A 14,412-nucleotide genomic window follows, 5' to 3' on the forward strand; every position below is an offset into this window, starting at 1 on the left:
TGTTAACATTAAGTAAAATACAATCGATTGTTTATGATTTCGAGCACTTTTCACTACATTTGCAACCATTTTTAAAGATTTTATGAAAAACGCTATTCAAGTTGGATTTTGGGAAAAACTGGCCCGAATCATACTTAAAAACAGAATAACAATTCTGGTTATTCTTTCGGCTTTGACCATTTTCCTTGGTTATCAATGGAAAAACCTTTCTATGACGTATACTGAAGCAAACCTACTTCCGAAAGATCACAAAGCAAACAAAGATTACCAAAAATTCTTAGACAAGTTTGGAGAAGAAGGCAATCTTGTCGTGATTGGTTTTCAAGATAAAAGTTTTTTTACGCCTAAGAATTATGCTGCCTGGAATGAATTAATGACAGGTTTAAAAAAATCGAAAGAAGTTGATTTAGTCGTTTCTTTAAACGATTTGAAAAAACTGGAAAAAGATACGATTAATGAAAAGTTTGTATTAGCGCCATTTATCGATCAAAGCAAAACTTTAGATCCAGCCTATTTAAAAGGTATTCAGCACGAATTATTTAATAATTTACCTTTTTATGAGGGTCTTTTATTTAACAAAGAAAGCGGAAGTGTTCGTTCTGCGATTTATATCAACAAAACGTTAGTTAACACGCCGGAAAGAAAGACTTTTATACTTGAAAATTTAGTTCCGAAAATCAATAAATTCGAAAAAACAACCGGAATCGATTTGAAAGTTTCGGGAATGCCATACATCAGAACCATCAATGCTGATGACATGAAAGGCGAAATCGGATTGTTCATTGGAGCAGCTTTATTGACTGTTTCATTGATTTTCTTTTTCTTTTTCCGTTCGTTCAGAGCAACATTTATTTCGATTTGTATTTTAATTGTTGGCGTAATCTGGTCGTTTGGAACGCTTGGATTATTTGGCTATAAAATCACAATTTTAACAGCTATTATTCCGCCGCTGATTATCGTAATCGGGATTACAAACTGTATTTTCCTGATTAATAAATATCAGCAGGAAATCAAATTGCACAACAATCAGGCAAAAGCGTTGCAACGTGTAATTTCTAAAATTGGAGTTTCGACTTTAATGACGAATTTGACGACTGCGATAGGTTTTGCAACATTTATGATTACTGGAAATGATTTGCTTTTTGAATTTGGTTTAGTGACTTCTATCAACGTGATTTCTGTTTATTTATTGACGCTTTTTATTGTGCCAATTATCTACAGTTTCATGCCTTTGCCAAAAGAAAAGCATTTGTACCATTTGACCAAAACTTACATTTCGACTTTATTGAATGTGGTTGAAAATTTAGTTAAAACGAAGCGTAAATTTGTTTATATCGTTTACGGTTTACTTTTGGTTTTCAGTGTAATTGGAGTTTCTCAAATGAAAGTTTCAGGAAGTTTAATTGGCGAAATGCCAAAAGGCGCTTCTTTCTTTAAAGATATTTTATTCTACGAAAAAGAATTCAACGGCGTTATGCCATTGGAAATCATGATTGACACCAAAAAGAAAAAAGGTGTTATGAAAGCTTCAACTATTCGTAAAATGGATGAACTGCAAAATACAATTGCGGAAATTCCAGAATTGGCAAAACCAGTTTCTATTGTGAATTTGGTTAAATATTCGAAACAAGCTTTTTATAATGGAAATCCGGAATATTACCAATTACCGACTTCTCAAGAACAGGCTTTCATTTTGAGTTATGCCAAAAATGCGACCAAAAACAGCAAAGAAAACTTAATGAAAGCTTATGTAGATTCTACCGGACAATACGCGAGAATCACGACTTTCATGAAAGATATTGGAACGGATGAAATGGCGAAAGTGGAGAAAAAATTAAACAATAAAATTGCCGAAATTTTCCCGAAAGACCGTTATGAAGTTACCGTTACCGGAAAAGCATTGGTTTTCCAAAAAGGAACATCCTATTTGGTTGACAACTTAATTGAATCGCTAATTTTTGCAATTGCTGTTATCGCCATATTAATGTTGTATTTATTTAGATCATTCAAAATGGTAATGGCATCTGTAATCACGAATGTTTTACCGCTTTGCATTACATCTGGATTAATGGGTTATTTCGGAATTCCGTTAAAACCTTCTACGATTTTGGTATTTAGTATTGCATTCGGAATTTCGGTAGACAATGCGATTCAGTTTATGGCGAAATACAAACATGATTTGATTCAAAGTGGCGGAAAAGTAAAGAAATCAGTTTTCAGTTCTTTAAGAGAAACTGGAATCAGTACTTTCTATACTTCTGTAGTTTTGATTTTAGGTTTTGCCACTTTTACATTATCAAGCTTTAGCGGAACGATTGCGCTGGGAGGATTAATCTCTTGTACTTTGGCTTTTGCGATGTTTGCGAATTTGGTTGTTTTGCCTTCTTTGGTTCTGACTTTTGAGAAGAAGAAAACTAATAAAGAGGAATTGGAGGGATTGGAGAAATAATTTTTTTGCCACGAATTTCACGAATTGGCACGAATTAAAAACATCAATCTTTGTCAAAGTTTTAAACTTTGACAAAGATTACGCATAGTTTGTCATTCCGAGGAACGAGGAATCACACTCGAAACTCGACAAAGATTGGCGATTTACTTTGCGGAATTACTAGTGTGATTCCTCGTTCCTCGGAATGACAAAAACAAAAAAACAATTGGTTCTTTTGAAAACGAGTGCCCTAGCCCCGATCGAAGCGGCATCCTTTTTCTTGCTCCTTTAGCAAGAAAAAGATACAGCGGAGAGCGGGAAATAGCTTCAAAAATTAATTATTATCGTTTATATTTGCAATTCGATATAAAAAACACTGGTTTTATTTTGATATAAAATCAGCAATCTATAAATCTAAAATTAAAATGAGACACACAAAGGTTAAAGACTTATTAAACAGTACGACGACGCTACAGGAAGTGAATGCAAAAGGATGGGTGAGAACTTTTAGAAATAATCAGTTCATCGCGCTTAATGACGGTTCTACAATTAATAATATTCAATGTGTTGTTGATTTTGAAAATACACCGGAAGAAACTTTAAAAAGAATCACGACTGGAGCTGCCGTTTCTGTAATTGGAACTTTGGTTGAAAGTAAAGGTGCGGGTCAGAAATATGAAATTCAGGTGAATAAACTTGAAATTCTTGGAGATTCTGATGCGGAGAAATTCCCAATGCAGCCTAAAAAACACTCTTTGGAGTTTTTACGTGAAAATGCTCACTTGCGCGTACGTACCAATGCTTTTGGAGCAATTATGCGTGTGCGTTCGGTATTGTCTTATGCAGTTCATAAATACTTTCAGGATAAAGGTTTTGTTTACGTAAACACGCCAATTATCACTGGAGCTGATGCTGAAGGTGCTGGAGAAATGTTCCAAGTTACTTCTTTGCCATTGGATAATCTTCCAAAAAATGAAGAAGGAAACATTGATTTCAAAAAAGATTTCTTTGGAAAACACACGAACTTAACGGTTTCTGGGCAATTAGAAGGTGAAACTTTTGCTATGGCTTTGGGTCAGATTTATACTTTTGGACCAACGTTTAGAGCTGAAAATTCAAACACTTCTCGTCACTTGGCAGAATTCTGGATGATCGAGCCGGAAGTTGCTTTCAACGACCTTGACGACAACATGGATTTGGCTGAAGATTTTATTCAGTACGTAATTAAATATGCTTTAGACAATTGTCAGGATGATTTGAAATTTTTAGAAGGAAGACTTCTTGAAGAAGAAAAATCAAAACCACAAGCTGAAAGAAGCGAAATGAGTTTGTTAGAGAAATTGAACTTCGTTTTGGAGAACAACTTCAAACGTGTTTCGTATACGGAAGCAATTGACATTTTAAGAGATTCAACTCCAAATAAAAAGAAGAAATTCCAATATATCATCAACGAATGGGGAGCTGATTTACAGTCAGAACACGAGCGTTACTTGGTTGAAAAACACTTTAAATGTCCGGTAATTTTATTTGATTACCCAGCAAACATCAAAGCGTTTTACATGCGTTTGAACGACAACACAGAACCTGGAAGAGAAACAGTTCGTGCAATGGATATCCTTTTCCCTGGAATTGGAGAAATCGTTGGTGGTTCTGAAAGAGAAGAGCGTTACGATGTTTTGGTTGAGAAAATGAAAGCTTTAGAAATCGACGAAGAAGAATTATACTGGTATTTAGATACAAGAAGATTTGGTTCGGCAACACACGCAGGTTTCGGTTTAGGATTTGAGCGTTTGGTATTGTTTGTTACTGGAATGACAAACATTAGAGACGTAATTCCTTTCCCAAGAACTCCTGGAAGTGCAGAGTTTTAATCTAAGATTCTAAGTCGCTAAGACACTAAGATTCTAAGTTTTTAAAATATAAATAAAATAATTTTACGCGAATTCAATTCGTCAACATAAGATACTTAGCCTCTTAGGAGCTTAGTATCTTAGCAACTTTTTTTATGCTAAAGCAATTTTTAAATTTAAAATTATCCCAAAAATTATCTCCACAGCAAATTCAGCTGATGAAGTTAATTCAATTGCCTACGCAAGCTTTTGAACAGCGTTTATTAGAAGAAATGAACGAAAATCCAGCTCTGGAAGCTGGAAAAGAAGACGAATATGAAGCTGATGAATTTGCTAATGAAGACTACGACGATTATGATGATGCAGAATCTGACAGAATCGAAGCAGACGACATTAACATAGACGAATACTTAAGCGACGATGATACGCCTGATTATAAAACTCAGGTAAACAATTATAGTGATGATGAAGAACGCGAAACGCCATTTGCTTCGCCAATTAGTTTTCATCAGGATTTAATCAATCAGCTGAATACTTTTATTTTGAACGACGAAGAACGCGAAATCGCCGAATTCCTTGTTGGAAGTATTGATGATATGGGTTATATCCGCAGAAGCGTTCCAGACATTGTAGACGATATGGCTTTTACTCAGGGAATCTATACTGATGAAGCGATGGTCGAAAAAATGCTGACTGTAATTCATGAATTGGAACCTTCGGGAGTTGGAGCACGTGATTTACAAGAATGTTTACTACTTCAGTTAAAGCACAAAACACCAACAGAATATGTTGATTTAGCGATTGATATTATCGAAAATCAGTTCGATGCTTTTACAAAGAAACATTACGATAAATTATTACAGAAATACGGAGTTTCGAACGAACAGCTTAAAAAAGCGATTCACGAAATCGAAAGACTAAACCCAAAACCGGGCGGATCTTTTACCGGAAATAATAAAGTTACTGAAAATGTTGTTCCGGATTTTGCCATCAGAATTGTAGACGGTGAACTGGAACTGACCTTAAACGGACGAAATGCTCCTTCTCTGCACGTTTCTAAAGATTATCAGGAAATGATGCAAACCTATAAAGAATCTCGCGATAAATCGACTGCGCAGAAAGATGCAGTTCAGTTTATCAAACAAAAACTGGATTCTGCTAAATGGTTTATCGATGCCATCAGACAGCGTCAGGAAACACTTTTTGTTACGATGAATGCAATTATGCATTATCAGGAAGAATATTTCTTAGACGGCGACGAAACCAAACTAAAACCGATGATCTTAAAAGACATTGCGGATATGGTAGGTTTGGATATTTCGACGATTTCCCGTGTTGCTAACAGTAAATATGTTGAAACGCCATACGGAACAAAACTGATTAAGGAATTCTTCTCTGAAGCGATGAAAAATGATCAGGGTGAAGATGTTTCGACTTTAGAAATCAAAAAGATTCTGAAGAATACTATTGAAGAAGAAGACAAAAAGAAACCGCTTCCAGACGATCAATTGGCCGAAATCTTAAAAGAAAAAGGATATCCAATTGCGAGAAGAACGATTGCAAAATATCGCGAACAACTTGATATTCCGGTTGCGAGAATGAGAAAGAAGATTTAATTCTTTTTAACCATATAAGAGATATAAGTTCATTTAAAATAGCAAACCCGACAAATTTTAAAATTTGTCGGGTTTCTTTTTTTCCGTTCGCATATTAAACTGGACTGAAGTCCAGCCCTACAATATGGATCGAGCCGAAGGCTCTTTTAGTTCCGGAGGAACGAATTATTTTGTAGAGCTGGACTTCAGTCCAGTTTACATATCGCATTTTGATTTTATCTAAAAAATAAACCCGACAGGTTTTAAAAACCTGTCGGGTTTACCAACATATATTTTCTTTGTTATTTATATTGATCCGGCAATATTTTCACCGTAAATAAAAATGCTTTCTTTTTATCGCTATAACTATAAATCAAAGTATAATCATTATCTCTAAAAACCTGAAGTCCTGGATTTGCTTTAGCTGTGCTTAAAAGACTTTTTTCAATTTCTGCTTTTATAACATCAACCTCTGCCGTTTCTTTTTCAACATTCAACAAAGTTAGATTGTATTGAACAACTTCTTCTTCATGCAAACTCACACTATCCAAACGAATTCCTTCCTGGATATTCAGCGGGCAGTTTTTATTATATTTCCCGACTAATTCTATTACTTCAGTATTTACTTCCTCTTTATTTTCGGAAAGAAAGAACTGAAAATAAACAGCCAAAGCTATTGCAACTCCAATTACAAGTAATAGTAAAATATTTTGTTTTCTTTTAGTTTGCTTGTCTTGCATTTTGTAAAGCTTAAATGAATTTTGAATCTATTTTTCCTGAATTTTCTTCATTGCATTAAAATATGCTGCACGGCTAAGCGGTTCATATTCTTCCGTTTCACCCAGCATTACCAATTTATCATTATCCGTTTTACGGAAACTATAATTAGCAAGGTTTCCTGTTCTGGTACAAACTGCATGCACTTTCGTCACATATTCGGCGGTAGCCATCAACCCAGGCATTGGCCCGAAAGGGTTTCCTTTAAAATCCATATCAAGACCTGCAACAATTACACGAATTCCCTGATTGGCTAAATCATTACAAACTGTAATAATTTCATCATCAAAAAACTGCGCCTCGTCAATTCCGATAACATCGCAACCTTGCGCCAAAATCAAAATATTAGCAGCCGCCGGAACTGGCGTTGAACGAATTTCATTGGCGTCGTGAGACACTACCATTTCGTCATGATAACGGGTATCAATAGCAGGTTTGAAGATTTCGACTCTCTGTTTGGCAAATTGTGCGCGTTTTAATCTGCGGATTAATTCCTCGGTCTTACCCGAAAACATTGATCCACAAATAACTTCAATCCAACCAAATTGTTCTTTGTGATTTACTGTATTTTCGAGAAACATTTTGTATTTTTCTACCTTTAAAGATGAATAGTTTTTATTACTTTGTACTGGTAATAAATCGACGTAAAAATGTGCTGTTTTACATTTTTTCAAAAGTAGAAAAATTTTATCAAATCGGAGATTTGGAAATGTTTATTAACAGAAATAAAAAAATATCTTTTGAATTTCTTTAAGATTAAAGACATTCAGACATCAAATACACTAAAATACCTTATTCACTATAATTTCAACAGTTATGAAAAAAAAATTGGAAGCCGATTTAATCAGTATTGCACATCGAATTTTAAAGCTTAAAAACAAATCCGATATCAATCAATTGTATCTTGAAACGCAGAAATTATATGAGAAACTGGCTATTTTAAAATTTGTTGACGAAAATTTCGACACCGTAAAACCAACAATAAGCCATAGTGAAATTACAGAAGAAATCGAAACCATTTTCAATAAAGAAGAAGAAACAGTTTCGATTTCAAAAGTAACTGAAACACAAATTCCTGTTGAAGAAGTGAAAGCAGAACCAACACCAGAACCGGAAATTGTTGAAGAAATAATTGCAGAAGTTCCGGAAGAAACTACTCCGGAAACAACTGAAGAAACAATAGAAGAACCTGTTACTACAGAAACTACAGAAGAACCGGAAACTGAAACAGAGCAAGAAGTTGAAACAGCGGAAGAACCGAAAAAAGCTGTTGAAGAATTGTCTTTCACAACTGTAAGTGATTTCAATCCTATTCCTGATTTCAAACCAGCTTTCGAATTACAAACTGAAGAAATCAAAGAGATTGTTAAAGAAGAACCAAAAGCTGAAACCTCATCAAAACCTACAATTTTATTTGAAGATTTCGGCGTAAACTATGCTGATGCTCAGTTTGTAAAAGTAGATAGTTTTGAAGCGGTTCCTTCCACTCCTTTTCCATCACTTAATGAACCTCAAGAGACAATAATTGAAACTGCCGTTCTAGAAACACCAGCAGAACCAAAAGCCGTAACGCTAAACGAAAAACTGGCAAAAGGTTTTCATATTGATTTAAATGACCGAATTGCTTTTACTAAAAACCTTTTCGGAAACAATACAGAAGATTACAGCCGTGTTTTAAATCAGTTACTGACTTTCGACAGTTACAGCGAAGCACATGAGTTTATTGAAAACATGGTGAAACCAGATTATAATAACTGGGAAGGAAAAGACGATTACGCGGAACGTTTTCTAGGAATTATTGAGAAGAAATTCTCTTAAAAAAACAAAACACGAATTTCACGAATTGGCACAAATTTTTTCTTTGTGAAATTTTAGCACTTCAATCATTCGTGTTAATTCGTGCAATCTGTGTTTAAATATTAAACTAAATTATGTCAAAATTATACATCGTTCCAACGCCAATTGGCAATCTTGAAGACATGACTTTCAGAGCCATTCGGGTTTTGAAAGAAGTTGATTTGATTTTGGCGGAAGATACCCGAACAAGCGGAAAACTCTTGAAGCATTTTGAAATTGGCACGCATATGCACAGCCATCACATGCACAATGAGCATAAAACCACCGAAAATTTAATTGCACGTTTGAAAGCCGGCGAAACCATCGCTTTGATTTCAGATGCAGGAACTCCGGCGATTTCTGATCCCGGATTTCTATTGACCCGTGCTTGTGTCGAAAATAAAATCGAAGTTGAATGTCTTCCGGGCGCAACAGCTTTTGTTCCCGCGCTTGTAAACAGCGGACTACCAAATGACAAATTTGTTTTTGAAGGTTTTCTACCTGATAAAAAAGGACGTCAGACTCGATTTTTGGCTTTAGCCGAAGAAACCCGAACGATGATTTTATACGTTTCTCCACATAAACTCGTTAAAACTTTATCTGAATTTGTACAATATTTTGGAGAAGACCGACAAGTTTGTGTTTCGAGAGAATTATCGAAAATGCACGAAGAAAATGTACGCGGAACTGCAAAAGAAGTTTTAGCACATTTTGAAAAAACAGCACCACGCGGCGAAATTGTCGTGGTCGTTGCGGGGAAAACAATAGAAAAAGAAGCTAAGAAAAGTAAGTATTCTAAGGACGAAGAAGAAAAGTAAACCTCATTTAGAAAACAATCCTAATTAATGAAAAAAGTAATTTTACTAATTACCTGTATTATATTATCTAGTTGTAATAATTCAAAATATAGTTCAAACGAAGAAAAAGCTTTATTTGATAAAATTTCACAGCTCGAAAATGAGAATAAAAGCTTAAAAGATTCACTATCAAAAAATGAGCGTGATTTTTTGAATTCTCAAATATTAATCGGGGTTCCTGATGTCGAAACCATTAAAGTTGGAAAAAACAACAATATTGTCATGTTATTTCAAACATTCGATAAAAAATTACCTAAATATGAAATTTATAAGATTGAAGGGAAAAAAGAAATTAAAATTGGTGATAACAATCAAACAAGATTTAACTACAACTTTATCCCGAAATCAATAAACGATAACAAAATGCATCTGTTAGTAAAAATACCTTATGAAGGAAAAATTATTACCATACAAAACTCAATGGTATTTAACATAAAAAAATAAGATCAAAATCATGAGCATTCAAGCCTTTTTAGAAAAAGTAAAACAAACACCAACACAAATCACATTTCCAGAAACTATTGCAGTAATCGAGGAAAATTACAATTTTACACCAACAGCTTTTCAAAACGGAACACAACGTAATGCAGCCGGAGAAAATTCAGGTTCTTGTAAATTATTTTCTTTCGCGAAATTACAAAACTTAAGTAAAGAAGAAACTTTGGCGTGTTTTGGAGCATTCTATTTTGAAGAAGTTTTAGGAGATCCAAATGGGACAAATCACCAAAATATTAGAAATTTCATCAACTTAGGTTGGGATGGAATTCAGTTTGAAGGAAATGCTTTAGAAGCAAAATAATACAAAATATATTCTGCCACAGATTAAAGCTGCATCTGCAACCCGAGCAATAGCGAACAGGCGAAGCAAATCTGCATGAGAAAAAATCAAACACATAGAAACATAGATTTTTGTTTCTGAATAAAAGAAATTAGAAAGAAACCCGTTTCTAACACATAGAAAACTATGTGAATTTATGCAAGTGAAACGCCTTTTTAAGTTTCCAATGAGCTATGATTCTATGTGTTTAAAAAAAATCACAATCAGATTAAACGATTTCAAAAATCAGAAGTCTAAAATCTAAAATCTAAAATCAACCATGCGTTGGACATTAAAACCAAAACCTTCTGAAGATAAAATCAAACATTTAGCGAACGCCTTAAATGTAGAAGATTTTGTAGCAACACTTTTGATTCAGCGTGGCATTGAAACTTTTGAAGATGCCAAGAATTTCTTTCGCCCTTCATTAGAACATCTTCACGATCCATATTTGATGAAAGATATGGACAAAGCCGTTGCGAGAATAGAACGCGCCATCGAAAATCAGGAAAACATTCTGGTTTTTGGCGATTATGATGTCGACGGAACAACTGCGGTTTCTTTGGTTTCTTCTTATTTAAAATCACATTATCCAAATATTGCCACTTATATTCCGGATCGTTATGACGAAGGTTATGGAATTTCATATAAAGGAATCGATTATGCGGACGATAACGGAATTTCCTTAATCATTGCGCTCGATTGCGGTATCAAATCAATTGATCATATTGCTTACGCGAAAGCAAAAAACATCGACTTTATTGTTTGCGATCACCACCGCCCTGGAGAATTTCTCCCGAATGCTATTGCGGTTTTGGATCCAAAAAGAGAAGACTGCCAATATCCGTATGATGAATTATGTGGTTGTGGTGTTGGTTTTAAATTGATTCAGGCTTTAGGCCAAAATCGAAATGAAACGATTGAAGATTTGGTTCCGTATTTAGATTTGGTTGCCACAGCAATTGCAGCAGATATTGTTCCGATAACGGGAGAAAATCGTGTTCTGGCTTATTTCGGATTACAGGTAATTAATAGCGAACCAAGACCCGGAATTAAAGCTTTAGTTCATCAGGTAAAAAAGAAAGTGCTCGATATTACCGATGTTGTTTTCATTATTTCGCCAAGAATTAATGCCGCAGGAAGAATTAAACACGGAAACCATGCTGTCGAATTATTAACCGAATTTGATTTTGAACAAGCACAACAATTTGCTTCAGAAATAGAACAATACAACGCAGACAGAAAAGATTTAGATAAAAAAATCACTAAAGAAGCTTTTCAGCAAATTCACGACAATAATGAAGTTGAGCGTTTCTCGACTGTTGTTTTTCAGGAAGACTGGCACAAGGGCGTTATCGGAATTGTAGCTTCAAGATTAATTGAAACCTATTATCGTCCGACTTTGGTTTTTACCAAAAGTGGAGATAAATATGCAGCTTCTGCACGTTCTGTAAAAGGTTTTGATGTTTATAATGCATTAGATGCCTGCGCAGAACATTTGGAGCAATTTGGAGGACATATGTATGCAGCCGGAATGACTTTAAAAGCTGAAAATTATTCTACTTTTAAAGAAGCTTTTGAAAAACAAGTTTCAGCTACCATTTTACCGGAAATGCGAACTCCGGAAATTGAAATTGATGCTGAAATTAATTTCTCAGACATAACACCAAAACTCATTCGGATTTTAAAACAATTTGAGCCTTTTGGTCCGCAGAATATGACGCCTGTTTTTATGACTTCGGATGTAAAAGATACCGGTTATGCCAAAACTTTAGGTTCAGAAGATGAACATTTAAGACTCTTCGCAAAACAATCCAACTCGGAAGGAATCGCCGCAATTGGTTTTGGACTCGGAAAAAAAATAGATATTACAAAAAATCAAAACACCTTTCAGCTCGCTTATACAATTGCTGAAAATGAGTGGAACGGAAACATTTCAACACAGCTTATGCTGAAAGATATTAGAACAAATGACAGATAAATCAAACAAGCCAGATCCGTATCAGGCACTTCGTTATAGAGAATTCAATGTATTTTTATTACTTCGTTTCTGTATGGTTTTTGCATGGGCAATGCAGTTTATTGTGATTGAGTGGGAAGTTTACAGTTTAACTAAAAATCCACTTTCGTTAGGAATTATTGGTTTAATGGAAGTTATTCCTGCAGTCTCGATGGCACTATTTGCAGGACATATTGTTGACCAAAGAGAGAAAAAAGGATTATTGGTAAAATGCATTCTAGGATTTTCAGTAATTAGTTTTGGATTGTTTTTATTGACTTGGCCAAAGATTGTCAGCGGATGGCCAACCAATTCAATCTTATATTCTATTTATTTTTTGGTTTTTCTTGGCGGAATAGTTAGAGCATTTTTAGGCCCGACTACTTTCTCTCTTCAATCGTTGATTATTCCAAAAAAAGTATATCCAAATGCTTCTACATGGAGCAGTTCGGTTTGGCAAATTGGAGCCGTTATGGGGCCTGCTCTTGCAGGTTTTTCAATTAACTGGATTGGCGTTCACTGGTCAATGTGCATGGTTTTTGGATTCTCGATTCTCGCCTTAATTGCCTTATCACAAATCAGCAAAAAACCAATCGTAAATCCGAAGATTGGAGAATCAATAAAAGATAGTCTTACAGAAGGCTTGACTTTTGTCTTTAAAAATCAAATTGTTTTAGGCGCCTTATCCCTTGATATGATTGCTGTACTTTTTGGAGGTGCAGTTGCATTATTGCCCGTTTTTGCTCAGGACATTTTAAAAGTTGGTTCTGAAGGCTTTGGTATTTTAAGAGCCGCGCCGGCAGTTGGGTCTTTTATTACTATGATCATTTCTGCTTATGTGCCTTTATACAAAAATGCAGGAAAAAAACTTCTGGCGGCCATATTTGTTTTCGGATTATCTATCATCTTATTTGGTCTTTCTACTTATTTCTGGCTTTCTGTTTTCGCTTTATTTTTGAGCGGATTGGCCGATGGAATTTCTGTTGTAATTCGCCAAACGATTTTACAGCTTAAAACTCCTGATCATATGCGTGGAAGAGTTGGATCAGTAAATTCAATTTTTGTTGGATCTTCTAATGAATTAGGTGCTTTTGAAAGTGGTGCAACAGCCAAATTAATGGGCGCTGTTACTTCGGTAGTTTTTGGAGGAAGTGTCACGCTTTTGACTGTTTTGGGTTTTGGCTTTATATCGCCAACCTTTAGAAATTTAGATCTTCAAAAAGATATGGACGATCATAGGAAAATAGAACAATGAAAGCCTTTTTTCTTTCAATATTCCTCTCATTTTCGATTTTTGCAAATGGACAAAATCTTTATATCAAAGCCTACGGAAATAAAAAGGACAAACCATTAATTTTCATTCACGGAGGACCAAGTGGAAATGCAACTTTATTTGAAGGAACAACAGCACAAAATCTAGCTAATCTTGGGTTTTATGTTATTGCTTATGATCGAAGAGGTGAAGGGAGATCTGCAGATCCTGATGCGAAATTTACTTATGAAGAAGCTTTTCAGGATTTAAATTCCATTTATAAAACATATCATTTTAAAAAAGCCATTTTGCTCAGTCATAGTTTTGGCGGTTTAGTTGCTACACTTTACACCAATAAATATCCACAGAATGTTAGCGCGTTGGTTTTAGCTGGAGCATTATTTTCTCAACAAGAGACTTACAATCATATTTTGGATACTTTAAAACAGAAATACAATACGGATTCTGAACAACTAAAGAAAATAAGTATTGTAGAAAATCTAAGCAAAAGCTCAGCCGAATATAGAAAAGGATGTTTTGATCTTGCAGGGGAAAACGGCTTTTTTAAAATGCCAAATCCAACTTCGGATTCTAAAAGGTTATATGCGGATTATGAAGCGGGCGAATTTTTCAAAACTAATATTCGGAACAAAAATGCGCCCTTGCTTTTTTATCAAAATGAAAAACAAAACAATATAGATACTCGACCAATTTTAAAACAGATCAAAGCTTTGGGTGTTCCTATTTTTGGAATTTATGGAAAACAGGATGGCATTTTTTCATCAGCACAAATTAAATCTTTGAAAGCTATAACTGGAGAAAAACACTTTACTTTTCTAGACAATTGTTCACATTATTTATTTGTAGACCAACAGGCAATATTTCTTTCTAACCTAAAAAATTGGTTGAAATAATGTAGTTAGACACATTAAGAGATATTGGTGTATTAAAAAAGCGAACTTCTAGAAACCACACTAAACAATTAAAAATCAATTATTAAC

The 14,412-nt window shown here is 34.6% G+C and carries 12 protein-coding genes; 10 read left to right on the plus strand and 2 right to left on the minus strand.

All coding sequences use genetic code 11. The annotated features are described in order from the left end of the window. Positions 1–82 precede the first annotated feature (82 nt). The 3 genes from BD847_RS06290 (at position 83) to rpoN (ending at position 5,894) form a co-directional block, all read left to right on the plus strand. The gene (locus tag BD847_RS06290; RefSeq protein WP_115887452.1) at positions 83–2,449 is read left to right on the plus strand and encodes an efflux RND transporter permease subunit; all 2,367 of its coding nucleotides are present in this window, start codon (positions 83–85) and stop codon (positions 2,447–2,449) included. A gap of 404 nt (positions 2,450–2,853) precedes the next feature. Beyond that, entirely contained in the window at positions 2,854–4,299 is a 1,446-nt protein-coding gene (gene asnS, locus BD847_RS06295) for an asparagine--tRNA ligase (protein ID WP_115887453.1), read from the plus strand. Positions 4,300–4,433: 134 nt separating this feature from the next. Continuing rightward, a complete protein-coding gene (gene rpoN / locus BD847_RS06300; protein ID WP_115887454.1) occupies positions 4,434–5,894 on the plus strand; it encodes an RNA polymerase factor sigma-54 in 1,461 nt (486 codons plus the stop codon). Positions 5,895–6,175: 281 nt separating this feature from the next. Here rpoN and BD847_RS06305 read toward each other — a convergent pair whose 3' ends face one another. Both BD847_RS06305 and BD847_RS06310 read right to left on the minus strand, forming a co-directional pair. Next, positions 6,176–6,613 carry a hypothetical protein gene (locus BD847_RS06305; protein WP_115887455.1) on the minus strand — a complete coding sequence of 146 codons (438 nt, stop codon included), beginning with the start codon at positions 6,611–6,613 and terminating at the stop codon, positions 6,176–6,178. 27 nt (positions 6,614–6,640) lie between these two features. Next, positions 6,641–7,231, minus strand: coding sequence for a thymidine kinase (locus BD847_RS06310; RefSeq protein WP_115887456.1), 591 nt, complete (start codon positions 7,229–7,231; stop codon positions 6,641–6,643). Between the two features lie 235 nt (positions 7,232–7,466). On the opposite strand from BD847_RS06310, the gene BD847_RS06315 reads away from it, so the two are divergent. The 7 genes from BD847_RS06315 (at position 7,467) to BD847_RS06345 (ending at position 14,325) form a co-directional block, all read left to right on the plus strand. Continuing rightward, positions 7,467–8,468 carry a hypothetical protein gene (locus BD847_RS06315; protein ID WP_115887457.1) on the plus strand — a complete coding sequence of 334 codons (1,002 nt, stop codon included), beginning with the start codon at positions 7,467–7,469 and terminating at the stop codon, positions 8,466–8,468. A 113-nt stretch (positions 8,469–8,581) separates the two neighbouring features. Next, positions 8,582–9,304: a 16S rRNA (cytidine(1402)-2'-O)-methyltransferase gene (gene rsmI, locus BD847_RS06320; protein WP_115887458.1), complete on the plus strand. Its 723-nt coding sequence runs from the start codon at positions 8,582–8,584 to the stop codon at positions 9,302–9,304. 27 nt (positions 9,305–9,331) lie between these two features. Then, complete coding sequence (locus BD847_RS06325) at positions 9,332–9,787, plus strand: hypothetical protein (RefSeq protein WP_115887459.1); 456 nt, start codon at positions 9,332–9,334, stop codon at positions 9,785–9,787. A gap of 10 nt (positions 9,788–9,797) precedes the next feature. After that, complete coding sequence (locus tag BD847_RS06330) at positions 9,798–10,142, plus strand: HopJ type III effector protein (protein WP_115887460.1); 345 nt, start codon at positions 9,798–9,800, stop codon at positions 10,140–10,142. 298 nt (positions 10,143–10,440) lie between these two features. Further along, entirely contained in the window at positions 10,441–12,141 is a 1,701-nt protein-coding gene (gene recJ / locus BD847_RS06335; RefSeq protein WP_115887461.1) for a single-stranded-DNA-specific exonuclease RecJ, read from the plus strand. Continuing rightward, positions 12,131–13,414: an MFS transporter gene (locus BD847_RS06340; RefSeq protein ID WP_115887462.1), complete on the plus strand. Its 1,284-nt coding sequence runs from the start codon at positions 12,131–12,133 to the stop codon at positions 13,412–13,414. The genes recJ and BD847_RS06340 overlap by 11 nt, the downstream gene beginning before the upstream one ends. Next, entirely contained in the window at positions 13,411–14,325 is a 915-nt protein-coding gene (locus tag BD847_RS06345) for an alpha/beta fold hydrolase (protein WP_115887463.1), read from the plus strand. Before BD847_RS06340 ends, BD847_RS06345 begins: the two co-directional genes overlap by 4 nt. The last annotated feature ends 87 nt before the right edge of the window (positions 14,326–14,412 follow it).

This window comes from Flavobacterium cutihirudinis, from assembly GCF_003385895.1.
GTDB lineage: Bacteria > Bacteroidota > Bacteroidia > Flavobacteriales > Flavobacteriaceae > Flavobacterium > Flavobacterium cutihirudinis.